Source organism: Thalassotalea piscium, assembly GCF_030295935.1.
GTDB classification, from domain to species: Bacteria; Pseudomonadota; Gammaproteobacteria; order Enterobacterales; family Alteromonadaceae; genus Thalassotalea_B; species Thalassotalea_B piscium.
Genome location: NZ_AP027362.1, coordinates 134,918 through 161,144, shown reverse-complemented (window position 1 = coordinate 161,144; position 26,227 = coordinate 134,918). Strand labels below are relative to the sequence as shown.

Below are 26,227 nucleotides of genomic sequence, written 5' to 3'. Positions count from 1 at the left end.
ACAAGTCTAGCAATTTCAGGGCATTAATACCAATCTCACTAATTATATGATCATTTCTACTGGTTAAAACAATCAACTACTGCGTTATTTATTTTATAATTAGAACAACTAGTTATGAAAATAAATGCCTTGTATTTGACTGTTTTCACTGCGTATAAAATAGATCACATATTTAATGAAACTGGTATAACTTATCTCTTAACCCGAGCTAAGGTTAAATAATAAATTTAGCCGTCAAATTTTATTCTAATACCCGCATTAGCAATAAAACCATCATTACGTGACCAAATATCTGTAGTCCATTGACCATTAGGTGCCCCTGCTGGCAATAGTAACGGGTGCTCATCAGTTTGCTTAACATTTAAAAGGTTCTCAAAGTTGATAAACCAACTCACACGACCGATTGTTATTTCACCCATTAAACCTAAGTGCCAGTAAGGTCTTGATTCATTGATATAGGGATTATCATTTAAGCGTTGTGGCCCTGTATAATAGGCCTCAAAACCAGTTCTAAAGCTACCATGTTGTTCCCACATCGCAACAAATCCAGCTGAGTGTTGAGGCGTTAAGGCGATTTTTCTTCGCCCTTGTCCGTTTTCACTCTCCTCAGTAGCATCTAAATATAAGTAACTTGCTGTTAGTTTTATGTCTTCCCAACGGTAGCGCAGCAACACTTCTGAACCACGAATTTTACTTTCACCCGCTGCGTTAACTAATTTTATACGATCAAATGTAGCATCATTATTCGATGAAAAAGCTTCTAGGTTAGTAACATTATCAACATTTGAACCAAATAAGGTTAAGCTAGTTTCAATATGCTCAAAGGTATAGGTAAAATCTAGCGAAGCCGTTTCTGCATGTTCTTCTTGTAAATTTTTAATTTCTTCAAGCTTTGATAAACCAACAGCTTCTACTTCTTCGACAAAAGGCGTTGTAGCAAAGTAACCGCGGCCAAATGACGCTCGTATTGTTAAGTCTGATGGTCGATAAAGTAGTGACACTCTTGGATTAAACTGCGTACCATACTCACTATGCTCATCTAACCTAGCACTGAGTGAGGTTGTTAGCTGATCGCTAAGTTCATAATCTAGCTGGCCAAAAACACCAGGAACTTCGTATGAGTAATTAAATTTAGGGAGTGTATCAGAAGCATAGATCTCTGATTGATAAGCAAGCCCTACAACCCAATCACTTTTATCGTTATAACCAGCAAGACTTGTTTCAACTAAATAGCTTTCATGTTGGTCATCTTCAATAACTTTACCGTAGCCATGCTTATGCTCTTGTAGCATTGTTGATGCTCGCGCATTCAAAGTAAGCGAGTCTAATAACGGCATAGTAAATACTAAGCCGCTATCAATTCGCTGTGACTCTTGTGATTGTTTAAAAAAAGTACCATCGGCAACGGTACCATTAGCCGTATTCCCGCCGACGCGATTCTCAGTCATCAGTCCGATGGTGGCATAAAGCGTTTCACCTTCGTTACCTTCCCAAAAAAGTCGCGGACGAGCGGTATAACGTTCATATTCAGCAAGGTCAATCCAACCGTCATTATCAATATCTTGTGCTGTTTGATAATGAGCGCCAGCGGTTAACGACCCTTTTATTGAGTCTGAAAGTGGTGCTTCAATATACGTGGTAAGATCTTGACCATTGCGTGTAGTTGCATTTAGCAGCATTTCACCGGTAAATTCATCACTTGGTCGCCTAGATACAAGGTTTATTACACCACCAAGGGCTGAACCACCGTAAAGTGAAGAAGCTGAGCCCTTTATAATTTCAACTCGACCTAAATCTGTAGGTGGTATTTGTAGTAAGCCAATTGAAGACGCTTGGTTGCCATAAAGTGGCAGACCATCAGCCAGTAATTGTGTATAACGACCATACAAACCCTGTAATCGAATGTTCGCACTACCTAATGCTGGCGACGTTGTTTGCATACGCACACCACCGGTTTCAGCAACTAACATTGAAATATTTCCAGGACGCATGGCGGCTTTTTCTTCAATTTCTTCTCTGTTAATAAGTTCAACTCGAATCGGCTGTTCATTAGCAATACGGCCAGAACGCGTGGCTTGTACAATTATTTTTTCTATTTCTTCTTCGTGTTCATGATCATCTTCATGATGCTGTTCTTGGGATTCTTGTGATAATTCAGAATCCTTAGCTGGCGAACGAATATCTGCACTGAGTACCTCTGCACGGCTATGTGGAATAAAGCTAAGGGTAAATACAAGTAGGATTAAAAACTTAGAATTGAACATAGATAATTTTTCACACAAAATTTAAAATATTAAGGGAGTTAATTCTAAAGGTTACGCCTACTGGAAGGTCAAGGTAATAAGTTAATTAATAAGAAAAACACGTTAAAAAACGCGCTAATAGGTACCTATTAGCGCGCTCCTGTTAGGGTTAAGCGTTTTTATTCAATAACTGATAAACTTTATTGTCTACTGAAAGCTTTCCGCCACCTTGAAATAGCAAGGCGACTGTCATCGCTAATAGCGCTAAACCAAATTCATAGCCGTTGTTACTCATAAATAAACCATTATCCAAATGCACTGTAACAATGGCAACCACCATAGTAATAGCAAGAACTAAACTTGCTGGTCTGGTAAGTAGCCCTATAATCAATAATAAGCCACCAAAAAACTCAGCACTTCCTGCCATTAATGCCATGAAGTACCCTGGAGTAAGCCCTATAGACTCCATCCATTGCCCAGTACCGTCTAAACCATAACCACCAAACCAAGCAAAAAGCTTTTGCGCACCATGTGCAGTAAAAAGAATACCAGCAACTATTCTTAATGGTAGTGCTGATAATGACTGTTCAGTTTTAGTGACGTTTTTAATTGTGTTGATAAAGTTCATAATGTTGCCCTTTGAAATTGTGGTTAATTGATAATGTCGCTATTGTATAAGTTGAAGGATAATTAAATAAGCGTTAATATTTGCTTAATAACATCAAAAAAATTGAACATTTATTTTCAATAATGCTAAAAGTGAGCATATAAAGATGAAAACACCACCAATAAGTGTTGAAGCCTTGCTGGTATTAGATGCCATAGAATACCGTGGTAGTTATGCAGCAGCGGCTGAGCAGTTGAATAAGGTACCCTCGGCACTTTCTTATATAGTGCAAAAATTAGAAGAACAGTTAAATGTAACTATTTTTCAGCGACAAGGCCGACGCGCCGTACTTACCCCCGCAGGAAAACACCTACTCAGTGAAGGCCGTAAGGTACTGCATACAATAAATGCGCTGGCTGAACAAACGCAAACCATGGCGAATGGCTGGGAGCCCAAAATACGCATCGCTTGTGATTCAATTATTAATATAAAACCAGTTTTTGCTGGCATACAACAGTTTTTAGCGCTACATGAAAATATTGAATTTGATATACAAGAAGAAGTAATGAATGGTACTTGGGAAGCACTAGTAGAAGACAAAGTTGACCTGGTTATTGGTGCACCAGCCCCTGTGCCCAATCAAAAAGGCATTCGCGCGATAAAAATAGGACAGTTAGACAGCGTGCTTGTTATGAGTAAGTCACATCCGTTATTTCAAGACCTTTCTCACGCAAACAAAGCAATGACCACCAACGAACTTATCAAATATAGAAGCATTGTTGTTCATGACTCTTCCTTACATGATATTCCATGGTCAATAAATATGATTAAAGGCAGCCAACATTTTTTTGTGAGTTCCATTACTCAAAAAGTCGCCGCTATTATTGCAGGAATAGGTATTGGGCATTTACCCAAAGCGACGGCTCAACAGCATATTAATGACGGAACACTTGTTGAAATAGATTTAGCCGAGCAGCCTTCACCTCAAGACATATACATGGCATGGAAAATAACAAATAAAGGCAAGGGGCTCAATAAATTAACAGAGATCTTATTAAATTCAGAAAACCAGTACTAACAAAAGCATCACCAACTATGTGAACATTGCTATTAGCTAAAACAAACTACTACTGCGTTATTTATTAAGATGATGTAAGTTGAGAAGCAGTAAATGGGGTGGCTAACGAGACTTGAACTCGCGACAACCGGAATCACAATCCGGGGCTCTACCAACTGAGCTATAGCCACCACTGAACTTACTTAGAACGCCTTATGGTAAGGCGCCGAGAGTATATTGCATTTAGGCCTTGATTGACAAGCAAAATTTGTAGTTTAAATTAAATTTTTCCTTACTGATCTATTCTCAAGAAAAATAGCAGCTACTTGCTGGTTGATATTACAGCAGCTCTTATTTATTAATTGCTTGAATAAGCTTTCTGTCTTCAGATTGAATATGGCTTACGAACCAATCTAATAAATTATCGAGTAACACTGTAGTTACATTGTGGTGAACATCCATTTTATAAGCATAAAGCTGCTCAATAAAATGTTTGTGCTGCAACCGGTGCAGCAGTACATCTTGCATACTTAAATGCTTAAAATACGCTTCTTCGCTGGCGAAATGATATTGGGTATAGCTGATCAGTCGATCAAACAGCATTTCTAGATAGTCAGCAGGCGCATTTTTATTAATGTTTTTTGCGATATCATTAATAAATTCAACGATAACTTGGTGCTCTCTATCAATACTTTCAATACCAACACTTAGTTTAGCATGATCCCATTCTATTAAAGACATAAGTTTATATACCATCTTTCATTAAAAGCGTACCATAATTTAATTAACACCAATAAGGCCTGCAAATTTTTAAATCTACAAAAATATAAAGCAAAGTTTAATGTGTCCTAGTACAATATTAATCTATATTTACGTTATGGCAAAAGTATTCCCGAATAATTACTAAAAGGTAATTTGTTATATTTTTCAGAACGCTATGGTATTAACTAATATAAGCTCAACACGTCCTAGATTAATTTGCTATCGCTCCTTTTTATATTGGTGAAATAATGTCATTAAATAAACTGTCAGAACAACTTAAATCACAAGCTGATAAAAAGCTGCCTCCTGTTGAATTATGGGATCCACCTTATTGCGGAGAAATTGATCTCATAATCAAAGCAGATGGTAGTTGGTTCTATAATGGCACTATTTTTAAACGACTTGCCCTTGTTAAACTGTTCGCTTCGGTGTTAACGCGAGAAGAAAATGAATATTTTTTGGTTACTCCGGTCGAAAAAGTAAAAATTACTGTAGAAGATACACCTTTTCTACTCACTCAATGGCACTGGCTTGACGAAGAACAAACAACAATAGTTGCGAGTACAAACTTAGATGATACGTTTGAAATTAACCATGAACATCCTATAGAGGTTAATGAAGATGGCGAATTATCTGTGACTGTTCGACGCAACTTACCAGCTAAAGTACATCGTAATGTATATTATCAATGGGTTAACATAGCAAAAGAGCGAGTAACAGCTAAAGGTACCGAACTAGTCATTACCAGTTCAGAGCAAACCTTTAGCTTAGGGCTTATTGAATATTAAATTACGCGCGAAAATCGCTGTTGATTAACATGTTGCTTCATATAGGCATCAAAGCTCATACAAATATTTCTAATTAATAAACGCGCTTTTTGGCTAACTGCAATATAATTTTCGCTATTCTCAACCAGTTCATCATTAATAAAAGTAGTTAGTAATGGCAGGTCATCGGCAAAATATTCATTAAAATTGATGCCATGCTTGTCATTAATCTGTTGTTTATCAACATAGTAATTACACATTAACTCACGAATTACATCTCCACGAATTATATCGTCTTTATTCAAAGTTAAGCCTTTTTCTAATGCGTGTCCTTGTGCATCGATTGCTTGATAGTATGGCGTTAAGTCTTTTATGTTTTGCGAATAACTATCGCCTATCGCACTTATTGAAGAAACTCCTAAACCTAATAAGTCGCAGCCACCTTTGGTGGTGTAACCTTGGAAGTTTCGGTGTAAATGCCCTTCTTTTTGGGCAATGGCTAATTCATCTGTTGGTTTAGCAAAATGATCCATGCCGATAAACTCGTAGCCGTAGTCACAGAGTTTTTCAATAGCCAGTTTCATTAATGCAAACTTTTCATCTACGCTTGGCAGCCATTCGTCACGCAGTTTTCGTTGCGCAGCAAAACGGCTTGGAATGTGAGCGTAGCTAAATAATGAGATACGATCAACATCCATTTCATAGGCTTTATCTATGGTTCGAGTGAATGTATCGGGCGTTTGGTGGGGTAAACCATAAATTAAATCTACGTTTATCGAGTTAAACCCTACTTTTTTCGCATGAGCGATAAAGTCGCTAATAAACTCAGTAGACTGAACACGGTTTATCGCAACTTGAACTTTTTCATCAATGTCTTGAACACCTAAACTTAAACGATTAAAACCAAGCTGGTATAGATGTTCTGCTAAGTTCATTTCGATTTCACGCGGGTCTATTTCTATGCTCATTTCTAGTTCATCAGCAAAATTAAACTCTTTTTTAAGCAAGGTTACTAATTTAGTAATTTGCGCATGGGTTAAAAAGCTAGGCGTACCGCCACCCCAATGGAGTTGTTTAACTGTGTACTCTTGAAATAACGGAGCACGTGAGGCAATTTCTTTCGCTAACATTTCTAAGTAGTCGTCTGCTTTACCACGATGACGAGTAATTATTTTATTACAACCACAGTAGTAGCAAAGGCTATGACAAAAGGGAATATGTACATACAAAGACAGCTCTCTGTTATCTGAGTTTTCGATTGCTGTAACTAAGTCGTTATGGGTAAATTCATCATTAAATTCGAGTGCGGTTGGATACGATGTGTATCTTGGGCCACTGGTATTGTATTTATTTAACAACCCTTTATCGAAAAACTGATCGGCTTTCATAACTATTCCTACTAAATGAACTTGAGGCATTCTACTGCAAAGCCATTTGGTAATAGTTGATCAAGCGCAAACTATAGCTATTCTACTTCACGGTGCAGGATTTAGCTGAAATGGAATGGGGATTATACAGTCTCACATGCTATATGATCCGTTCAACTAGTTAACATAATCAGCGACAGTGTTATTAAATAATTATCGCTACAAGAATGTAGTTAGGGCGTGTTGATCTTTGCTGTACATTTTTGCGCCTAGCGTTCACATTTAATTAAAGCGAGTATTCAATAGAAAAAAACCAGCGTATTTATTACGCTGGTTTTTGCTGCTAGTTAAACAACCTTAAAATAGATCATCTAATAATTTAAACCCATTTATGCTACTGCGAAGATATAGTCATTTCAGCTATTTTATTCGCTTCTATATCTGCTTCTTTAAAAAGCAAAGGACGCAATTGAGGCTGGGCAGAATATAACTCAGACTGATCTGTATTATGCTCGCTACCATAAGCATGCGATTGCGAATAACTAAGCAAGCCTTTTGCAACGGGTCCATCATCAGTAAAGTTTACTACGCTCATCCAGCTACTACCGTAACCAATATGGTATCCTTGCGCAGCTGCGCTTAAAATCGATGTTCCGTCTTGCGCGGGGTAAACATGGCGAGGTAGTAGTGTCCCGTCGTTACCTGTTCGGCTGGTAAAGACATTAAAGCCACCTTCAATATTATGTGCGCCAGCCCAAGCAATTTTCTCACCACTTGCGCTACCATCAGCTTTACTACGCTCAACAAATTGTACTTCATCTAACCTTGCATCAAGCGCAATACCTGCTGTTTTTATTTTATTGATCGCTTGAGCAAATTGGGCAAGCGTAGTGCTGTTATTAACTAAACCTGATGGTGTATTTAACGGATTGTTAGCATCAAAAGGCGTTATCCATTGTGGATCACGATTAAATTGAAATGCAAACTCACGAAATAGATGCGCTGCAACACTTCCTTTGTTCATCGTGCCATCCCAAAGTGCTAACGCTGAACAACCTTCACTAATATCAATACCATTAACAGGAGTACTACCTTGCGCGTTACAAATGGTTAGCAAGTCATTGAGTACCGCTTCACTTAAGTAACTTCTATTCCCCACAAGCGCTTGCTCAACTTCAGCAAGTGAAAATAAATTATCTGACCCTGCAGCATCACCCAATAACGTATGCGCCATGCGTGAGCGCAACGACTGTTGATTACCTACATTACCATACAAGGGTGAAACACCAACAATTGGCATTTCTGCATTCGTTAGCCAGAAACTATCATTTGAGTTTTGTACGTAGTCTGTTCCCATATACTTCGGTGCTTTATCGTACGGCACGGCATCATCAAAAATAAAGGCAGAAATATTACCTGGTAATACAGTAAACCCTGCTGCTTTTTTAATACCAATTAAGGTCGGATTCGTTGTTAATGTTGCGATAGCTGAATCACTAAGATTAGGGACAGTAGAGTCATCAATATAAAAAACATTTCCTTCTTTATCTGCTGACATCGTATTGTTAAAAATAACGCCATCGTAATCTTTAAATGCTTGTTTAAATTCATTAATATCACCAGCGACATTCATTGCTAGCCAATGATCAAGAATATCTAAATTTTCTTTGTTGGCATCTTTAATGGCAAACGCATTAGTATTTGTCCATTCAAAGCTACCTGGAACAACTATCATAGGGCCTTGTAAAGTAGAATAGCTTTTCTTCGCAAGCTTGATTGTTACACCAGGTGCTACTGCTACATCAATAACTAATTCTTCAACCTCGATTGGGCGAGGTGCACCATCAACAGTTTGATTAAGTAACCCTGGTAAACTGTTATCCAAGGTTAATTGATATACCACGAAATGTTCAGCAGTAGAAAAAGTGTGTGTCCACGCAATATTTTCATTAAAACCAATATTTACCACGCCTGGCATACCCATTAGTGAGCCACCCATAACATTTAAATGCCCTGGAATAGTGCTATGAAACTGCCAAAAGCGTAAATTGCCGGTATGTGGAAAATGAGGGTTAGCTAACACCATTCCTTTACCATTTTCGGTTTTATCTTTACCTAATCCCCAGCCATTTGAGCCCATATCACTCGGGTTTTTTTCTGGCATTGTTACTTTAGGCAATATTTTCATCGGCGCTGAAGAATTTCCTGCCACAGGGTATGGCATAAAGCTTTCACCCATTGGAGCAGCTAAAAACATTGGCCCAAGAAAGTTTGATGCACCAGGTAATAATGCAACACCAAGTGAATATGTAAGCATATCAACATCTGAAATTGGCTGCACCCAAGGCTGTCCCGCACAAGCAGCGTCAATATTTTCTACACCAGTATCAGCTAAATACTTATTATACCCTTGTGCATAACCTGACAATAATGCTTGGCTGTTGATAGACATTAGCTTGAGGTTTTTTTCCGCTTGTGAGCGGATCTCTAATGCTAAATAACCAAAATCATTAATTAAATGTTCAGAGTCACCCGACCCTGGCGACATATCAGGCCCATAATATTTCGATCGTTGTGAATTATATTTAAGAATTTGATCAGCAAGTACACAGATATTATCTTTAGCAAACGCATAGCCAACACCGTAAGAAAGGCTTTGCAAGTTATCTGCTGTCACATGTGGCACACCATAATCAGTCCAGCGGATATTGGCACTAAGTACGCCATCGTTATCAAATGCAGGTATTGGAGCAGCTGTTGCAGGTGGTGTCGGGTCAACCGGTTGTGTTGGTTGGTATGTAGAATTATTTTCATATTTATATTCACCGCCGCAAGCAGCAAGTAAACATGCCAAGCTTATTGCCGTCATTGGCTTAGCTATGTGTTTTAAGTTTTGTTTCAAAGCGTATCCCCCAAGGTATATTAATAGTATTTACAAGCCATTAAAGCGTGTTTATCTTTGTTGTAATTTGTCATTAATTATAGTGAGTATAGACAAAATTATTATTTACGCTTTAATCTGCTCTTACCAGTTTGTATCACAATTAATAATCGTTGTACATTAGTACTATGACTAGCTCTTAAGTCTAAAGCCTCATATCTTCAAGTGTGAAGAATCAATGGCTCAGTGTGCTTAATCTGAGTTGTAGTTAGTGAGTCAGGCGGGTATAAGTTTTCTGTAACTAAAAAAGCACGCTGATGCGTGCTTTTAAAAGTATATACGACCTTTTTGACAAAAATTGCCAATTGAGAGTCAAACAGTCTCCCTCAAGATTAACAACCTTTGATAGCTGATATTTTATCTAACGTATATTGATGAAGAGATGTTAACTCTTGAACTATCGATGGAGTTAACTTAGCTTCTGCTTTGGTTCGCTCTAGATCTAACTTCATTCTATCCTGCTTCGCTAGTTTTTTACGCGCGTCCATAATAGGCATATGCTTAATTTGGTTATAAAGACCAAAAATAGCAGGAAACTGTTGCTCTAGCTCACTAACAGTTTGCAGAGAGTCAAGTAACACACTTATTCTCCAACATCCTTCAGAATAGTCGCATTGCTCTTCTTTCATTGCTCTAACAATAATAACAATACTGTTAAGTATTTTTAGATCGTGTTGGTTATGAGCCTCTTGCGTTGCTGCTAATGCCTTTTCCTGCAGTTGTGTTTGTTTGCGTAACTGAAGCAGGAGTTTTGTCGCATATATTGCTAATGCTAATACAATAATAATGCCACACAGAATATAAAATAAGCTGTATTCCATCACAATTTACTCGAAACTTGACAGGTCAGGTTTGTCTAACTTATCCCACAATTCTTCTTCATCAATTGTGCTCGGAGTCTTTTGTATCACCTCTTCTTCATCTTCCCAACCTAAGGCTTTACGTAACGCTTCATGTCGAGTCATTTTATCATTAAAAAAGTCAACTTCAGCCTCTGTTAGGTCAATATCATCTTCTTGTTTAGCTAAAATAGCTTGTAGTTTGGTATCATCTTCAATCGCATAAATCTCTTGCTCAAGTGCTTCCATACTACTTTCTGGTGATTTAATAGATTCAACTTCACGAATAGGAGCAATAGGTGATTTTTTAGCCGCTTTTGTTTTAGGCTTGTCTGCTGATTGGTTTGATTTAGCGGGTATACCAAGGTCAATTGGTTTTTTACTGCCAATTCTTGGATCTTTAGGTGTGTTATTACCACTAGAATTTAGTTTCTCTTGAAACGCTTCTTTTTGGCGATTACCTGACTCTTTACCGGTTTTTTTCTTTGGTTTTTTATCAGTAACGACGACTTCTTTTTTCTTATCATCTTTAGGAGTGCTCGTAGGCACGAACCTAGGCTTTCTCGATTTTTTAATGCGACTCATGATTTTCAAATATATTAACAAATATGTGTCTATTTTACGCCATTATGCGAACAAAGGTTAGCATCTATGCAAAATCTTTTGATAAAAAGAAAAAAACGATGGCTAGGCCATCGTTTTAGGAGAAAATAATTGTGTTTAGCTCGCAATTATATCAAGTTCCAATTCTGAAGTGGTTATCCAAACCTAATAGTACAATCCCTGTTATCTCTGACAGTTATCCTGTTTTTTATTAGCGCATTCCTAGCTATTAATTTTTATCGGTCATCCTAACGCTTTATTGGGCTTTCCGTATGTCCTTCTGGACAAAGTAATAGTAATCTTCCTAATTAAAGGTAATCATCCGTATTCGAATTTTTCAGTATTTAACATAAATACTCTTCGCTTTCCGTGCGTTTTCATGTCCTTTTTGTTTGTTGAGCGAATCAACTGGTAGTTACTTTACTCGAGTAACATAATGTAACAAGCAAAATATTTCAAAATGTTACAGTATTAAATTCGATAAAAAATAAACCATTGATTTTTAGTTTAATTTTTAATCTACAACTTATAATAAAGTAAATAACACTCACGCCAATGGTCAATGTCTTACATCAACAATGGTCGTTATACTACAAATATGAACAATCTCTTTATACGAAAAATTTCGTTCAATATATAATTCTGCGCTATAGATTTAACTGATAAAAAAAGCCAGTATTTACTGGCTTTTAAAAACGTGAGTATGGGCAACGAATTAGTCTTGCTCGTGTAACCATGCCGCATGACGAGGCGCCCGTTTAGTAACAGACCACTCTTCTATCATGTCTAAAGCAACATCATTTAATTGTTTATATTGCTCAGCTGTTCCTGTATTTGCGGCAAGCTCCAGGCGGTGTCCATTAGGGTCGAAAAAGTAAATCGACTTAAACACTCCATGATTTACCGGACCAAGTACATCTAAACCTTTACTTTGCAAAGAAGCTTTCGCTTCAACTAGTGCATCGTAGCTACTTACTTGCAAGGCAATATGCTGTACCCATTCAGGTGTGTTTTGGTCTCGTCCCATTTCGTCTGAATTTGGTAATTCAAAAAATGCTAGTACATTGCCCATCCCAGCATCTAAGAATATATGCATATAGGGATCAGGGGCTTTAGTCGACGGTACTTCGTCTTCGGCAATCGCAAGGTTTAAATCCATATTAAGCATTTTTTTATACCACTGGACCGTTTCTTTCGCATCTTTACAGCGATACGCAACGTGGTGAATTTTTTCTATTTTTATCATAACAACCTACGCTCTAAATTAAATTCAATAACTGAGCCTATTTTCACACAAAGTTATATCTAGCACTATTTTTAAACAATAATGGCGCTGTTATAAATGTCAGCAAAACACTACGCTTATAAAAATGCTATCGCATTAGCTAACAGAGGCTTTGCCATAAGCTTGCCTTGTTTGTGTCTATCACCTCTAACGCTATGCCTGTATCAGGTGAGTCTTTAAATTCGATATTCGTATTTATTAATCTATCGTCTCTAAAGTAACAACACTCCACGGCTGTATTAGCAGGCAAGTGCTCTGCTAGGCTTTGTAGTACAGTACTTGTTACTTTTAACTGGTCAATGGCAATAATAACGTCATTCACCGCTAACCCGGCAATGTTAGCAGGTGAATTTTCTAAAACCTGCGTTACCTTTAAACCCACTTCACTCGCTTGATATTGAAGCCCTAAGTATGGAATATAATCTTTACAGCCAACGGTTTCGACATTCATTAAACTCTTAAATTTATGGTTAACTTTTGCGATGCCAAACTTAGCAAGTAACGCTGTTAATTCAATTCGTTCAGATTTATAAAGCAGAGAATGGAAGTCTTCTGAAATATCTTCACCGCATAGTTTATTTGCTATATGAATATAGTCTTGCGTTGTTGTTCCAATATTTTTAGCACCAAAATTGAGCCATATTTCCCGCATTAACGTGTCTAAGCTGTATTTTTGTGCTGATTTGTCACGGATGGTTAAATCTAACCATAATGAAATAATTGCACCTTTTACGTAATAACTAACAATATGATTAACGGCTTCAGGCCCTTGTTGATAAAATTTAGTCCATGCGTAGTAACTAGAGTCAGCAACACTTTGTTTTAGCTCACCATTTCCTCTATTAACCCGTGTCATTGCTTTACTTAATATTAAAAGGTACGCGTTAAAATCGATAATACCGGCTCTAAAGAGTGAGAAGTCATCATAGTAAGATGTTATCCCCTCAAATGCCCACAACTGTTCGGTATAACTTTCTTTAGAAAGGTCATATGGAATAAACTCGATTGGTTTAATTCTACAGACATTCCATGCATGAAAATATTCATGGGAGCATAGACTTAAAAAGGTTTGGTAAGCATCGGTTAATTCTTCAGGTTTATTTGGATTAGGTAGATCAAATCGACTGGCTTGTAAAATAGTTGAGTTTTTATGCTCTAAACCACCAAAACCATCAGCAAGCAAATGGGTTATAAACCAATATTCGTTAAACGGTACATCGTTAAATAAATTAATATGATGCTGACATAATTTACTTACATCTTTTGTTATGCGTTCGCGGTCGCCATAATGTTTGCTAGTAAACACCATATGATGACAAACACCATTTACATCAAACTCAAAGGCATCAAAATCACCTATTGCAACGGGGCAGTCTATTAACTCATCATAATTATCGGCATGGTACTGACCAAACTGATATTTTTTAGTACCTGCCGCGCGTGTTAAACCTGTAGCTACACGCCAGTTATCTTGTTGCTTAACTTGATTAATCAATAATTCACACGGGCTATATTGCAGCTCTTTAATAGCTAAAAAGGTTGAACTCCCATTAAAAAAACCTCGTTGATTGTCTAGGTAAGCCGTGCGTACCGACAAATCAAAGGAAAATACTTGATAGCTAATGGTCAATTTATTGTTAGGTGCTATTACCTGCCAACTTTGTTTATCTAACTTTGTTAATGCAACATTATGCTTGTTAGCGTCTGTCGCTGATAGTTGATGAATGTTTTTTGCAAAGTCTCGGATCATGTAGCTGCCGGGCAGCCATGCTGGTAATGTTAAATGGTAAGCTTTGTTAGCAACGGTATCAAAACAGATACTCACATCGAATAAGTGGCTATTGAAGTTGTCTGCAGAAATTGTGTAATAAACAGTCATAAGTACATTGAAGATAATAAATTTTCTTCAATGTAGCAGATATTTGAACGTCTCACGTAGTTGATCAGTAAAAAAAATGTACTGAACCTGAGCTCGGGATAATGAATGTGCGCAAAAAAAAGAAAACGTAACATTTACAATGCTATAATTTTGTGCGAATCAAGGCTAATTTGTGTACCTAATAGCCTGGTATTAGTAGCAAATTAACGGTTTTTTAGTTCCAGACAAAAACCAAGTATTTACGTCCATGCAGACAACGCAGATACGCGTAAAAATCGTAGCTTTGGTATACTTAGCTTATCTCGAATTCAGGTTATTTACGACAAAATAACCGTTTTATCGCCATTTACACAAATACGCTGCTCAGCATGTAATTTAACGGCATGGCTTAATGCTGTAGCCTCTAGGTCATGTCCTAAATGTACCATTTGCTCAATGGTAAATGTATGGTTAATCGGCTTAACTTCTTGCACAATAATTGGCCCTTCATCTAAGTCAGCTGTAACGTAATGCGCAGTAGCACCGATCACTTTAACCCCTCTAGCATGCGCCTGATGATAAGGACGTGCACCTTTAAAGCTGGGTAAAAAAGAATGATGTATATTAATTGCTTTACCTTGTAACTTTTGGCATAACTCATCGGACAATATTTGCATATAGCGCGCGAGTACTAACAAGTCAGTGTTTGTACTTTCGAGTAAGCTTAACAACGCAGCTTCTTGCGCTGGCTTATTTTCTTTCGTAATAGGAAGGTGATAAAAATCTACACCATGCCACTGCACTAAGTCTTGGCAATCTAGATGATTAGAAATAACGGCAACGATATTCACGGGCAATGCCCCTGACTTCCACTTGGTTAATAAGGACACCAAGCAATGATCATACTTTGACACAGCAATGGCGATATTAGGAAAGTTGCTGCGATCTCGTAACTGATATTTCATATTCAATTGCTTTGCTAAAATATCTATGGCATCTCGTATTTCAGCTATAGGGACAGTTAAACTGCGATCATCAAAAGCGATACGCGAGAAAAAGGTTTCACTGTATGGATCACTATATTGCGCTGTTTCGGTAATAAAAGCGCCGTGCTCAAATAAACTTTGTGACACCTTGGCTAATACTCCAGAGGTATCAGGACATTGCCATGTTAAAATATAATGATGAGTTGTATGCATTTGTAATAGCCAACCTAACCTTGAATAAAAACATTGTGCCAGTATTTTAAAATAATCAACTAGCTTTTATTACGATGAGATATGCTATTGGTGTATATCCAGCGTATTTAAAGAAGGCTATTGCATCGCTTAGCTGTTTATTTTTGCCTTGTTTTTCAGATAAAACTGTTCAACTTTCTCTCTTGCCCAAGGTGTTTTGCGCAAAAAAGTTAAGCTCGACTTAATACTTGGGTTTTCGTTAAAACACTTCATTTTAAGATGCTTGCCTAAATATTCAAAACCAAAGTGAGCAACTAACTCAGTTACTATTACTTTTAAAGTTACACCGTGCAAAGGATTAAAAGGTTGATTATCCATAGTATTTGTCAATTATCTAAAAGGTGCAGTATATCAGTTAGTAGCGATTATGCCTGTAAAAACTAACCAAAGCTGAGCACTAAACAATTACACTATAATTTAGCTCAAGTCGCATACATCGAGTATACTGAGATATATTAATGACCAATTAACACTCGGGTATTGTTTATGCGTAACTTTATAACATTACTGCTTTATCGATTAGTACTTATGAGTTTATTGCCTCTGGTAATAATAACCCTTGTAATTCGTTCAAAAAACAACCCACAATACCGTAAACGCTTAAGTGAGCGCCTAGGCTTTGTTCGATCGTCATTTAAACAAAATAGTATTGTTATTCATGCCGCAAGTGTAGGTGAAGTTATTGCGTTAAAGCCCTTTGTTGAAAAACTATTACAACAGCAACCTGAACTAGTTATTACCTTTACTACTTTTACACCTACTGGGTCAGCACAAGTTAGCACCCTTTTTGGCGATCGCGTTCAGCATTGTTATTTACCTCTCGACATTTGGCCTTGCACAGCCATGTTTTTATATAAATTAAAGCCTAAAGCTGCCGTTTTTATGGAAACTGAAATATGGCCAAATTTAGTTGCTCAATGTAAACACAAAGATATTAAACTACTGCTCATTAACGGGCGTTTATCTGAGAAGTCTGTTGAAAGTTACCAAAAGCTTACTTGGCTTATTCAACCAAGCTTACTGGCGTTTGATCATATTTATTGCCAAAGCCAAGATAACCTTGCACGCTTTTTAATGATAGGCGCCACTAATACTAATATCAGTGTTTCAGGCAACTTAAAGTATGATATTAGTATTAATGAAAAAGTTGCTTCAAAACAAAAAGAATTAAGCCAATACCTCAAAGAAAATCGAAGAATATGGGTGGTAGCTAGCACTCACCAAGGCGATGAAGATATTATATTATCAGCCTTTAGGCTGATAAAAGCACAACACCCCGACTTGTTACTTATTTTAGTACCTCGTCACCCAGAACGGTTTGATGCCGTTGCCAGCTTATGTAAAAAGTGTTTTAACACAATACGCCGTAGTGAAGAAACACCGATTAAACCTGATACTGATATTTGGTTACTTGATAGCCTAGGAGAGTTACTAGCGGTTTTTGCTTTAGCCAATGTAGTTACAATGGGCGGAAGCTTTAGCCAAATTGGTGGTCATAACCCTTTAGAGCCTGCATTATTTAAATTGCCCATTATTGTTGGACCAGATATGAATAACTTTACAGATATTATGTATCAATTAATGGAGCAGCAAGCAGTTATACAATTATCAGAAGAAGGTAATATAAGTGAGCACCTTAGTGCTGAAATGATTAACTTACTCAATAATTCCTCGCTAGCTGATAAATACGGTAACAGCGCACACAAGGTTGTTTTAGCAAACCAAGGTGCTAGCCAACGCTCACTTGATAAGCTACTAGCGTTAATTCATAAAAGTTAGCCGATGCACTTAACGGTAATTGCTACTGCATTACCCTACTACTGCCATCTATACCGGCAAAGCCCAATCTACAAAAAAATCTAAACTAACAAAAGTCATCCGAATTAAATGTAGGTCGATATTTATGCCGTAAAATGAAATCTTTGATGGGCTGAAGCCCAACCTACAAAGAATTCTCAACTAACAAAAGTCATCCGAATTAAATGTAGGTCGATATTTATGCCGTAAAATGAAATCTTTGATGGGCTGAAGCCCAACCTACAAAGAATTCTCAACTGACAAAAGTCATCCGAATTCAATGTAGGTCGATATTTATGCCGTAAAATGAAATCTTTGATGGGCTGAAGCCCAACCTACAAAGAATTCTCAACTGACAAAAATCATCCGAATTCAATGTAGGTCGGCATTTATGCCGTAAAATGAAATCTTTGATGGGCTGAAGCCCAACCTACAAAGAATTCTCAACTGACAAAAATCATCCGAATTCAATGTAGGTCGATATTTATGCCGTAAAATGAAATCTTTGATGGGCTGAAGCCCAACCTACAAAGAATTCTCAACTGACAAAAGTCATCCGAATTAAATGTAGGTCGATATTTATGCCGTAAAATGAAATCTTTGATGGGCTGAAGCCCAATCTACAAAAAAATCTAAACTAACAAAAGTCATCCGAATTCAATGTAGGTCGGCATTTATGCCGTCAGTCGTTTTCTTAGCGTAATAAGGGTAAACTACAATGTGATTAAATAATTCTAGCTACAATAAAACTACATTAAGGATAAAAAATGAAAAAATATATATCACCTCTGTTATTCGCACTTTTATTTACACCCATCGGTGCCTTCGCTAATAATACAGCAAGCATAATTTCCACGGCTCCTGAAAATGCAGAAGTGTATTTTATTCAACCGCAAGATGGGCAAACAGTTTCACAAAAGCTAAAGGTTGTATTTGGCCTAAAAAATATGGGGGTTGCACCCGCAGGTACTGATAGAGAAAATACTGGGCACCATCACATTTTAATTGATACAGATACTTTACCTGATCTATCTCAGCCATTACCTGCTACAGATAAAATAATACATTTTGGTGGTGGCCAAACAGAAACAGAAATAACCTTATCTCCAGGAAAGCATACTTTACAACTTGTGTTGGGTAATCATGCGCATATACCTCATAGCAAGCCGGTTATATCTAAAAAAATAACGGTTACCGTAAAGTAATAGCCACTGAAATAGCTATTTAACCTGAGTTCTGGATAACGGATGTACGAGTAACACCGGTAAAGCTATATTTTTCATTTACTTGTTATAAATTAATCGTATTGCTTATGTAGTTATATATCAATGTTATAAGTGTTCAGTGAATCAAGGCAAGTTTGCGTACCTAATAGCGAGCTATTAGGAGCAAATTAACGGTTTTTTAGTTCCAGACAAAAACCAAGTACCTACGTCCATGCAGGCAACGCAGGTACGCACAAAAATCGTGACATTGACGTGTATAGCTTATCCAGAATTCAGGTTACTTAGCTTATCCCGAACTCAGGTTATTTACGAAGTTCAGGATAATTGTCGGCAACAAGTTGTCGAATTTTATCCTTAACTTGCTCTAGCGTAATAGCATTCATTAAGCCCGGACCTTTAGCACGAATACCCCAAGGCAATTTTGCTAACGGTTTATGATATTGTTGTTGTACCATTGACTGATAACAGCTCACTACATAATGCTGATATTTATACGGGCCTGTTCTGTGCGGGTTGCTATGGGCATATAAGCCAATAACAGGCGTTGCTACGGTTACCGCCATATGGGTTGGTCCTGTATCAGGAGCGATAACTAAATGCGCTACTTTTAAAATCGCAAGCAACTGTTTTAATGAAGTTTTCCCTACCATATTGGTAATTTCACAATCTGCACGAGCAATAATATCTTCTGCTAGTAACTTTTCTTGCGTTGTTGGTCCGCCGCAAATTACCACATTGAAACCTAGCGAGCACAAATGTTCTGCTGTTTTAGCATAACCTTCACTATGCCAATTCCGTTCAGCTTTACTCGCAGCTGGGCTGATTACAGCTATCGGCTTTTCTGATGACAATTGTTCAGTTGCCCACAGGATATCTTCATCTCTTATCGGCATTTCCCAGTACGGGCTTGATAGAGGCACATTTATCGCCTGAGCAAACCCCATAAAACCATCTAATACATGCGGATTATCTTGTGCTGCAATCATGCGGTTAGTGAATAACCACTGTCCTTCTTTAGCTCGAAAGCGATCAAAACCAATTTTAATTTTAGCTGGTATACATAAACTAGCTAAACTAGCACGCAAAGCAACTTGCATATGTAACAGTACATCAAATTTATAACTTTTAAGTTGCCGCCATAAATCGGTATAACCCTTGAGCCCCGCTTTTTTATCAAAAATAACAAAGTTCACCCCTGGTAAGTCTTTTAGCAGCATGGCTTCTACTTTACCAATAACCCATGTAATTTGAATTTCGGGATAGTAACGTTGAATAGCTTGGACCATTGCAACCGCATGGCAAACATCGCCAATAGCCGAAAGTCGTAAAATACATAAGTTTTTTGGCGCAGTTAATTGACCTTGCATCGTTGAATCACCACAATATGGAGTAAAGTACTAATTGGCGTATTATCTTGAACCCTTCAGCAAATGTAAAACACTGTCAGCAAAAAGTTTTTCAACAGAAAAATCTTTATGCCGTTTATAATCCAGCATTAGTCAAAAGCTTTACCCCTGAAATGCTAACAGCTCAATATTGGCAGCAACATAATGCTGTTATCGGTCAAGCTCAAGGTCGAGGTATTACCTACTTTGTACAGCATAACCAACAACAATGGGTATTAAGACATTACTACCGTGGCGGCCTTATTGGCAAATTTAATCGAGATAGTTATTTATTTACCGGAGATAAAAACACACGAGCTGCAAAAGAATACCAGTTATTACAACAATTAGTTGAATTAAATTTACCTGCGCCAACACCTATTGCCTACGCGGTAATTAAGCAAGGTATTTTTTATCACGCTAATATATTAACTAGCCGAATAGAAAATGCGCAAGACCTTGTCGCACTATTATCAAAAGGGCCTTTAGCTGAAAACTTGTGGTTAGCGATTGGCCGGTGTATTGCTCAATTTCATCAACACGGTATTTTTCATCACGATCTAAATGCACATAACATTCTGCTCGATACAGATAATAAAGTTTGGTTAATAGACTTTGACCAAGGTGAAAAGCGGGCGATAAAACAGGGTTGGCAACAAGCGAACATAAGCCGATTATTAAGGTCATTTAACAAAGAGTTGCAAAAGTTACCAACTTTTCATTGGCAACTTAGTGATTGGCAATTACTAATGGAAGGCTATTTAAGTGAGTGATAATGCTTCTTTATGGCGTTCTCGATACATTTGGCGTGCGTCTAAAAAGTCACTCATTGCAGAATCAGTTATATAAGGCCTGATCATCACTAGAATTTTCAACACCCCGTCATAAAATACTGAATCGTTAATTTCAGAGTTTTGTGTTTGGGTTTGATAGAAACTTAACCAAAAAGTATTGATTAAGCGTAGAATACTGACGATGTCAGCTAATTCATCATCTTCAAATGTCATCATATCGGCATCACGCAACGCATGCAGCATTTCAGTTAAGCGCTGGGTAATTGTTGATTGCACTTCAACATATTTTTCATGAAGCAGAGGGTTCTTTGCCAATAAAACCGGTAAGTTTACATAGAAAAAACGGAACTTCATTAGTGCTTGAAACACCGCATCCATATATAAAATAACTGCATCAAATGGCTTAATTTCTGGTGAAACTTGAGGGAATGTGTCTAGTAGTAAGTTTCGTGCATACTCTTCATAGATAGATAAAATAATGTCTTCTTTATTACGAAAATGATAATACAGATTTCCCGGACTAATGCTTAAATGAGCTGCAATGTGATTTGTCGTAACGTTACGTTCGCCTTGCTCATTAAATAACTCGATACTCGCTTGAATTATTTTATCACGGGTTTTCATTGTATTTTTTTCTGCCATTAATGAGTAATTATTCACTTATCATACTATCAAAAATCAGCAAGGGTAAATCTTTTTGAGTAAATACTTTAGAAATTATCAATCTTTGCGCTATTTAAATGACAAATAACATCAATTGTGGCTACAATAACCCTAAAATAACACTAAATTTATCGCTATGCCCAAAAAAGCCATATACCCAGGTACATTTGATCCTGTAACCAATGGTCATACAGACCTTATAGAACGCGCCAGCCAGTTATTTGGTTCAGTTGTTGTGGGAGTCGCAGCAAGTCCAAGCAAGCAACCCTGCTTTGATTTAACTACTCGGGTACGCATGATTGAACAAGTAACAGAGCATTTAGATAATGTAACCGTTGTTGGCTTTGAAGGTTTATTAGTTGATTTTGCCGCGTCAATTAACGCCAGTGTGTTAATTCGAGGCTTAAGAGCGGTATCTGACTTTGAATACGAATTTCAGCTCGCGAATATGAACCGCCGTTTGTCTCCCGATCTTGAAAGCGTATTCTTAACACCCGCAGAAGAGAACTCTTTTATTTCATCTACACTCGTAAAAGAAGTTGCGCTACACCATGGCGATGTTAGCCAATTTGTTCACCCTGAAGTTGAAGCCGCATTAATTAAAGCACTTCAATAAAATAGATTTACACTTAAGGGCTTAAAAACGATGAAAATACTGATTAGCCTAATATTAATTACTTTAGGGCGTGTTGATCTTTCGAGTACAAATTTTGTACGAATTAAACATGATTTAATTGAGACGTAGCGAATAAAGTGTAATTATTCTACATAAATGAGCTAGACAGCTTCCGCGTCCTGCTCACGCTAAGTACCTACTTCTGTGTAAGCAACGAAAAGTAAATCATGTTTAAACGTATCCGTAGGACAGCGCCTCTTTGGTTTTTCTACGGCGTTTTCACTTATTTATGGGGAACAACCCCATTACATAAGTTCAGCCTTGTATAAACACCAAACAAATCGCTGCAAAAACGTACAGCAAAGATCAACACGCCCTAGTATCTAGCTGTAGCCAAAGAAAGCAGCTGACTTACGAACAAAGAGATAGTGCTTACACACAATATATTAGCGATAATAATATAGCTAACGTTAAACGAATTAATAGCTTTCGCTTTGATACTTGGCAATCGTTATCACATAAGTTTTTAATTCTTTCAACTACGGTAACAAAAAAATACTTAATTGAGATTACAAGAGATTGTAACAACTTAGTTCATAGCCATGTATTGGTATTTAAGCAAGCAGTAGACGGTAGTTTACAGGCTCGTTTTGACTCTATTTTAGTTGGCGGTGAAAACATACCGTGTCGCATTCAAGCCATTTATCCGCTAACTGTTGAACAAGCTAAAGCAATTGCTAATATTGGTATGCCAACGAACGCAAAAGACAACAACACTAACGCTGACAGTTAGGACAAAATACTGAACTGCGATTCGATTGGCGGATCTCTTCTAATTTTGTTTCGCAAACTAAACATTTTTTACCCGCTCGCCCATAAACATTGAGTTGTTGGGCGAAATATCCTGGTTTACCATCTGCTTGAGTAAAGTCTTTCAGCGTTGTACCACCTTGTTCAATTGCCGCTGACAACACACTTTTTATAATATCTGTAAGCTTATCAAATTGTGATCTAGTTATTTTATTAACAGGTGTTATGGGTAAAATACCCGCTTGAAACAATGCTTCATTAGCGTAAATATTACCAACTCCAACCACAATATGATTATTCATTAAAAAGGTTTTAATCGGGACTTTCCGGTTTTTTGCTTTTTCAAATAAGTAACCAGGACCAAAATCTTCTAAAAGGGGTTCTGGGCCTAACTTTGCTAATATGCCTTGCTCATCAACATGTTGCTCAAACCATAAAATAGCACCAAAGCGACGAGGATCATTAAACCTTAAACATTTGTTATTACTAAATTTCAGGTCAAAATGGTCATGTTTTTTTACCTCAGGCGTTCCGTCAAGCACTCTGATAGTACCTGACATTCCTAAGTGGACCAGTAATGTTCCTTGATTAAACCTCAGTAATAAATACTTAGAACGACGATCAACTGACAGTAGCTCATCACCTTTAATTTTATTAACTTCATCAGGTATCAGCCAGCGTAATTGCTTATGGCGAACAATAACATCAACGACAACATGACCACATAAATGTGGGCTAATGCCTTGTCGACAAACTTCTACTTCAGGTAGTTCAGGCATAGTCTCGCTTACCTTATTTAATTTTATAGCGTAATATGTTGCATACGCTCAACAAAGGCTTTAGCAAAGCGCTTAGGTGATTCTTCATCCATATTAAAATATAACGATGGTTCAATCAGCTCGGCTTCCATTAACGCAAACCCGCCTTCATTACGAACAAAGTCAACTCGCGCATATAAGGGGGTTTGGTGTAATGTGGTGATCGCTGTCATAGATTTTTCAGCAAATTCAAGTAAACTTTTTTCTGGTGTTATCGACTTTAATTGCCCGCCGTGCTCTTCTTGAACTCTAAAGTCATTGGCTTTAGGTGTTTTTAAAATGGTATGGCTATAGTGACCATTAAAATAAAAAAGTGAAAACTCGCCTTCTTTAATCACACTTTCTATAAAGGGCTGCACCATAAAATTACGCGTTAAAAAAGCATTATGTATCTGTTCATAATACTGCTGAACGCTGTTCCTATTTATCCAAAAAGTATTGTCTGCATTCGCACTTATTCGCGGTTTTAAGACAATTTGATCTTGTTTAAAGTGATCAAAATACCCTTGTAGCTCATCAAGAGAGAGTGCTTTTTGGTTTATTTGTTCGCGCCAAATTGTTGGTACTACGCTAACATTTTGCTGCTGCAGGTCTTTCAGGTACTGTTTATCTATATTCCAGCGAACGATGGCTAAACTATTTTCTAAATGTGCTGACGATGCCTCAATCGCCTCTAACACAGCTAAAAATGCGGGTGCATCATCTTGATAGTCCCAAGGAGAACGAATAATAACAGCGCTATAGTTGGACCAGTCAACATCTTGCTTACGCCAAGAAACCATATCTACCTGCCAACCTAAAGCCGCCAAGGGTGATACTATCAGTTGATCGTATGCTTCAAAGTTATCTAAACTGTCCATTGTTAATATGGCACATTTATTCATTTGCCTACTCTCCTTTTATTGTGAGGATAAATCGGTAAAAACTGCATCGGGTAAAAGTTGATTATATAACGCTAGTGGTAAAGCAAACCATAATTCTTGGTCTGAGCTATAAACTAACAACTCAGCGTCGGTAGCTAATAAACTTAAATTAATCGTTTTAGGGTTGTCTGCAACTTCTGCCGTGATCATTAGCGCAAGTTTTAAATCTGCGCCTTCTGGTTCAGACACTACCTGCCCTTCAAGTTGCTGCCAAGAACGCATCATTTGAGTGAGTGCTTGGCCAGAAATACGCTCGGGTGTAGCCCGCCAATTACGCCCCACTCGTTCAATTGAAATTTCTTGACCAATAGCAAGTGTTAACAATACTGCGTTTTTACCAAGCACAAACTGCTCTGACTGTTGTTTTTCTTTACTAGAGAACACATTTTTATTGGTGACATTAATTAGTAAAATAAACCCCATCACTGCAAAAATAATGACGTTATTCCAACCTGAACGAGATAATTTAATCATAAAGTAAACCTGAATTTAACGTAACGCTATGATAGAAGATTATTATATAAATGTAATTTGATTTAAGGCGTTTTCATTGTTTTAAGGAGTAATAACCGTTTCATTAACTAAGTGTTCTACTTTTATAAGCAATGAAAACAGTCAAATAATTAATTACAAAAATGTACAGCAAGACAAACACGCCCTAGAGTAGTTGCTAACCAAAACTCTTTGATTAGCAACCGTCTAAAAACTACTTGTTATTATTTGCTTGCATAATAGCTGGCAACACTTTTATCTGCAGCTATGCGCTGTGCGTGTAAATTTAATTTTGGGGCAACTCGTTCAACTAAATCTTTAGGTATGTACTCTAGCATCCCTGAGTTAAGCCAACCTACAATAGGTATAATTTTTAAATCTGCAATCGTTAATTGTTGTTGTGCAAAGTATTTTCCGCCTTGATTAACCAGTTTCAACTCAATAAATTTGAGATATTTAGTTAGATCTTCCTTAGCAATTTTTTCTCGTGCAGCTTTTAGCGCCTCACCTTCTAAACCGAACGTTAATACTATTTTGTTAATGCAATCTTCTGCGGCATCCATCACTTCATCACACACTAGCGCTTGATATAAATCTTCAGGATACAATTTAGCTTGTTTTCCAACGTAGCGTAATATCGCATTAGATTGGGTAATAGCAGTACCATCAATATCAAGTACAGGCACTTGCCCTAATGGTGTTTTTTTACGTTGCTCTTCAAAGTCACTATAAGGAAAACGATGATCTTCAAAATTAATACCACCAATGTGTAATGCCAGCCTAATTGGCTCTGCACGGCCACCGTCTACATCAAAATATGTTAATGTTAATTGTGTCATTTTATATCCTTTGTATTACTTATAAGTAGTAAAACCAATCTCACTAACTATGTGATCATTTCTACTGGCTAAAACAGTCAACTACTGCGTTATTTATTTTATAATTATCGCTACAAGGATGTAGCTTATGTGGGCAATTCAGAAGCATAATTGCCCTGAACAACTAGTTATGAAAATAAATGCCTTGTGTTTGACTGTTTTCACTGCGTATAAAATAGATCACTTAATTAATGAAACTGGTATAAAACCGACTAATGGTAGATGCTTGATACTTTGTTAAGATCAACAATAATTAAC

The 26,227-nt window shown here is 37.3% G+C and carries 24 protein-coding genes and 1 tRNA gene; 7 read left to right on the top strand and 18 right to left on the bottom strand.

All coding sequences use genetic code 11. The features are described 5' to 3' along the window. Positions 1–227: 227 nt before the first annotated feature. Positions 228–2,264 carry a TonB-dependent receptor plug domain-containing protein gene (locus QUD79_RS00685; protein ID WP_184422181.1) on the bottom strand — a complete coding sequence of 679 codons (2,037 nt, stop codon included), beginning with the start codon at positions 2,262–2,264 and terminating at the stop codon, positions 228–230. A 148-nt stretch (positions 2,265–2,412) separates the two neighbouring features. Then, on the bottom strand, positions 2,413–2,871 hold the full coding sequence (locus QUD79_RS00680) for a DoxX family protein (RefSeq protein ID WP_184422184.1): 459 nt from the start codon (positions 2,869–2,871) through the stop codon (positions 2,413–2,415). A gap of 145 nt (positions 2,872–3,016) precedes the next feature. Here QUD79_RS00680 and QUD79_RS00675 point away from each other — a divergent pair, with 145 nt between their 5' ends. After that, positions 3,017–3,928 (top strand): LysR substrate-binding domain-containing protein, encoded by a 912-nt coding sequence (locus tag QUD79_RS00675; protein WP_184422186.1) that lies wholly within the window; start codon positions 3,017–3,019, stop codon positions 3,926–3,928. 94 nt (positions 3,929–4,022) lie between these two features. Here QUD79_RS00675 and QUD79_RS00670 read toward each other — a convergent pair. Both QUD79_RS00670 and QUD79_RS00665 read right to left on the bottom strand, forming a co-directional pair. Beyond that, a tRNA-His gene (locus tag QUD79_RS00670) sits at positions 4,023–4,098 on the bottom strand. Between the two features lie 160 nt (positions 4,099–4,258). After that, positions 4,259–4,648 carry a bacteriohemerythrin gene (locus QUD79_RS00665; protein ID WP_184422189.1) on the bottom strand — a complete coding sequence of 130 codons (390 nt, stop codon included), beginning with the start codon at positions 4,646–4,648 and terminating at the stop codon, positions 4,259–4,261. Between the two features lie 269 nt (positions 4,649–4,917). Between QUD79_RS00665 and QUD79_RS00660 the strand changes: the two genes are divergently transcribed. Beyond that, entirely contained in the window at positions 4,918–5,457 is a 540-nt protein-coding gene (locus QUD79_RS00660) for a DUF1285 domain-containing protein (RefSeq protein ID WP_184422192.1), read from the top strand. Here the strand turns inward: QUD79_RS00660 and hemN are convergent. The 8 genes from hemN to QUD79_RS00620 form a co-directional block, all read right to left on the bottom strand. Further along, entirely contained in the window at positions 5,454–6,824 is a 1,371-nt protein-coding gene (gene hemN, locus QUD79_RS00655) for an oxygen-independent coproporphyrinogen III oxidase (RefSeq protein ID WP_184422195.1), read from the bottom strand. The genes QUD79_RS00660 and hemN overlap by 4 nt on opposite strands. Before the next feature lie 373 nt (positions 6,825–7,197). Further along, positions 7,198–9,672 carry an acylase gene (locus tag QUD79_RS00650; RefSeq protein ID WP_184422402.1) on the bottom strand — a complete coding sequence of 825 codons (2,475 nt, stop codon included), beginning with the start codon at positions 9,670–9,672 and terminating at the stop codon, positions 7,198–7,200. A 404-nt stretch (positions 9,673–10,076) separates the two neighbouring features. Beyond that, positions 10,077–10,565: a DUF2489 domain-containing protein gene (locus QUD79_RS00645; RefSeq protein ID WP_184422198.1), complete on the bottom strand. Its 489-nt coding sequence runs from the start codon at positions 10,563–10,565 to the stop codon at positions 10,077–10,079. Positions 10,566–10,571: 6 nt separating this feature from the next. After that, positions 10,572–11,168, bottom strand: coding sequence for a Der GTPase-activating protein YihI (gene yihI / locus QUD79_RS00640; RefSeq protein ID WP_184422201.1), 597 nt, complete (start codon positions 11,166–11,168; stop codon positions 10,572–10,574). A gap of 733 nt (positions 11,169–11,901) precedes the next feature. Beyond that, the gene (locus QUD79_RS00635) at positions 11,902–12,432 is read right to left on the bottom strand and encodes a VOC family protein (protein ID WP_184422204.1); all 531 of its coding nucleotides are present in this window, start codon (positions 12,430–12,432) and stop codon (positions 11,902–11,904) included. A 139-nt stretch (positions 12,433–12,571) separates the two neighbouring features. Further along, positions 12,572–14,350 (bottom strand): M61 family metallopeptidase, encoded by a 1,779-nt coding sequence (locus tag QUD79_RS00630; protein ID WP_184422207.1) that lies wholly within the window; start codon positions 14,348–14,350, stop codon positions 12,572–12,574. Positions 14,351–14,667: 317 nt separating this feature from the next. Beyond that, positions 14,668–15,528 (bottom strand): formyltetrahydrofolate deformylase, encoded by an 861-nt coding sequence (gene purU / locus QUD79_RS00625; protein ID WP_184422210.1) that lies wholly within the window; start codon positions 15,526–15,528, stop codon positions 14,668–14,670. A gap of 129 nt (positions 15,529–15,657) precedes the next feature. After that, complete coding sequence (locus QUD79_RS00620) at positions 15,658–15,885, bottom strand: VF530 family protein (RefSeq protein WP_184422213.1); 228 nt, start codon at positions 15,883–15,885, stop codon at positions 15,658–15,660. A 168-nt stretch (positions 15,886–16,053) separates the two neighbouring features. Here QUD79_RS00620 and waaA point away from each other — a divergent pair, with 168 nt between their 5' ends. Then, positions 16,054–17,346: a lipid IV(A) 3-deoxy-D-manno-octulosonic acid transferase gene (waaA, locus tag QUD79_RS00615; RefSeq protein ID WP_184422216.1), complete on the top strand. Its 1,293-nt coding sequence runs from the start codon at positions 16,054–16,056 to the stop codon at positions 17,344–17,346. Between the two features lie 785 nt (positions 17,347–18,131). Then, on the top strand, positions 18,132–18,569 hold the full coding sequence (locus QUD79_RS00610; protein WP_184422219.1) for a DUF4399 domain-containing protein: 438 nt from the start codon (positions 18,132–18,134) through the stop codon (positions 18,567–18,569). Between the two features lie 323 nt (positions 18,570–18,892). Here the strand turns inward: QUD79_RS00610 and QUD79_RS00605 are convergent, their stop codons facing one another. After that, positions 18,893–19,957, bottom strand: a complete 1,065-nt coding sequence (locus QUD79_RS00605; RefSeq protein ID WP_184422229.1) for a glycosyltransferase family 9 protein — start codon at positions 19,955–19,957, stop codon at positions 18,893–18,895. A gap of 47 nt (positions 19,958–20,004) precedes the next feature. Between QUD79_RS00605 and QUD79_RS00600 the strand changes: the two genes are divergently transcribed. Beyond that, positions 20,005–20,748 carry a 3-deoxy-D-manno-octulosonic acid kinase gene (locus QUD79_RS00600; RefSeq protein ID WP_184422231.1) on the top strand — a complete coding sequence of 248 codons (744 nt, stop codon included), beginning with the start codon at positions 20,005–20,007 and terminating at the stop codon, positions 20,746–20,748. Here the strand turns inward: QUD79_RS00600 and QUD79_RS00595 are convergent. Further along, a complete protein-coding gene (locus QUD79_RS00595; protein WP_286289413.1) occupies positions 20,737–21,429 on the bottom strand; it encodes a TetR/AcrR family transcriptional regulator in 693 nt (230 codons plus the stop codon). The two genes, QUD79_RS00600 and QUD79_RS00595, sit on opposite strands and share 12 nt — an antisense overlap. A gap of 139 nt (positions 21,430–21,568) precedes the next feature. Here QUD79_RS00595 and coaD point away from each other — a divergent pair, with 139 nt between their 5' ends. Continuing rightward, entirely contained in the window at positions 21,569–22,048 is a 480-nt protein-coding gene (coaD, locus tag QUD79_RS00590; RefSeq protein WP_184422233.1) for a pantetheine-phosphate adenylyltransferase, read from the top strand. A 325-nt stretch (positions 22,049–22,373) separates the two neighbouring features. Further along, entirely contained in the window at positions 22,374–22,841 is a 468-nt protein-coding gene (locus QUD79_RS00585) for a DUF6491 family protein (protein WP_345530681.1), read from the top strand. On the opposite strand, the gene mutM is transcribed toward QUD79_RS00585, so the two are convergent. The 4 genes from mutM to QUD79_RS00565 form a co-directional block, all read right to left on the bottom strand. Next, a complete protein-coding gene (gene mutM / locus QUD79_RS00580) occupies positions 22,825–23,637 on the bottom strand; it encodes a bifunctional DNA-formamidopyrimidine glycosylase/DNA-(apurinic or apyrimidinic site) lyase (protein WP_184422237.1) in 813 nt (270 codons plus the stop codon). The genes QUD79_RS00585 and mutM overlap by 17 nt on opposite strands. Before the next feature lie 23 nt (positions 23,638–23,660). Beyond that, complete coding sequence (locus tag QUD79_RS00575; RefSeq protein WP_184422239.1) at positions 23,661–24,560, bottom strand: ATP-grasp domain-containing protein; 900 nt, start codon at positions 24,558–24,560, stop codon at positions 23,661–23,663. Between the two features lie 15 nt (positions 24,561–24,575). Next, positions 24,576–25,073, bottom strand: coding sequence for a hypothetical protein (locus QUD79_RS00570; RefSeq protein ID WP_184422241.1), 498 nt, complete (start codon positions 25,071–25,073; stop codon positions 24,576–24,578). A gap of 242 nt (positions 25,074–25,315) precedes the next feature. Beyond that, entirely contained in the window at positions 25,316–25,930 is a 615-nt protein-coding gene (locus QUD79_RS00565; RefSeq protein ID WP_184422243.1) for a glutathione S-transferase, read from the bottom strand. Positions 25,931–26,227: the final 297 nt, after the last annotated feature.

Coding starts and splice junctions, on each gene's coding strand:
- hemN (WP_184422195.1), bottom strand. CDS start 6,824: ATGAAAGCCGATCAGTTTTTCGATAAAGGGTTGTTAAATAAATACAAT.
- QUD79_RS00570 (WP_184422241.1), bottom strand. CDS start 25,073: ATGATTAAATTATCTCGTTCAGGTTGGAATAACGTCATTATTTTTGCA.
- coaD (WP_184422233.1), top strand. CDS start 21,569: ATGCCCAAAAAAGCCATATACCCAGGTACATTTGATCCTGTAACCAAT.
- QUD79_RS00680 (WP_184422184.1), bottom strand. CDS start 2,871: ATGAACTTTATCAACACAATTAAAAACGTCACTAAAACTGAACAGTCA.
- QUD79_RS00645 (WP_184422198.1), bottom strand. CDS start 10,565: ATGGAATACAGCTTATTTTATATTCTGTGTGGCATTATTATTGTATTA.
- QUD79_RS00610 (WP_184422219.1), top strand. CDS start 18,132: ATGAAAAAATATATATCACCTCTGTTATTCGCACTTTTATTTACACCC.
- waaA (WP_184422216.1), top strand. CDS start 16,054: ATGCGTAACTTTATAACATTACTGCTTTATCGATTAGTACTTATGAGT.
- QUD79_RS00605 (WP_184422229.1), bottom strand. CDS start 19,957: ATGCAAGGTCAATTAACTGCGCCAAAAAACTTATGTATTTTACGACTT.
- QUD79_RS00675 (WP_184422186.1), top strand. CDS start 3,017: ATGAAAACACCACCAATAAGTGTTGAAGCCTTGCTGGTATTAGATGCC.
- QUD79_RS00635 (WP_184422204.1), bottom strand. CDS start 12,432: ATGATAAAAATAGAAAAAATTCACCACGTTGCGTATCGCTGTAAAGAT.
- QUD79_RS00685 (WP_184422181.1), bottom strand. CDS start 2,264: ATGTTCAATTCTAAGTTTTTAATCCTACTTGTATTTACCCTTAGCTTT.
- mutM (WP_184422237.1), bottom strand. CDS start 23,637: ATGCCTGAACTACCTGAAGTAGAAGTTTGTCGACAAGGCATTAGCCCA.
- purU (WP_184422210.1), bottom strand. CDS start 15,528: ATGCATACAACTCATCATTATATTTTAACATGGCAATGTCCTGATACC.
- QUD79_RS00650 (WP_184422402.1), bottom strand. CDS start 9,672: ATGACGGCAATAAGCTTGGCATGTTTACTTGCTGCTTGCGGCGGTGAA.
- QUD79_RS00575 (WP_184422239.1), bottom strand. CDS start 24,560: ATGAATAAATGTGCCATATTAACAATGGACAGTTTAGATAACTTTGAA.
- QUD79_RS00630 (WP_184422207.1), bottom strand. CDS start 14,350: ATGACTGTTTATTACACAATTTCTGCAGACAACTTCAATAGCCACTTA.
- QUD79_RS00660 (WP_184422192.1), top strand. CDS start 4,918: ATGTCATTAAATAAACTGTCAGAACAACTTAAATCACAAGCTGATAAA.
- QUD79_RS00620 (WP_184422213.1), bottom strand. CDS start 15,885: ATGGATAATCAACCTTTTAATCCTTTGCACGGTGTAACTTTAAAAGTA.
- QUD79_RS00565 (WP_184422243.1), bottom strand. CDS start 25,930: ATGACACAATTAACATTAACATATTTTGATGTAGACGGTGGCCGTGCA.
- yihI (WP_184422201.1), bottom strand. CDS start 11,168: ATGAGTCGCATTAAAAAATCGAGAAAGCCTAGGTTCGTGCCTACGAGC.
- QUD79_RS00665 (WP_184422189.1), bottom strand. CDS start 4,648: ATGTCTTTAATAGAATGGGATCATGCTAAACTAAGTGTTGGTATTGAA.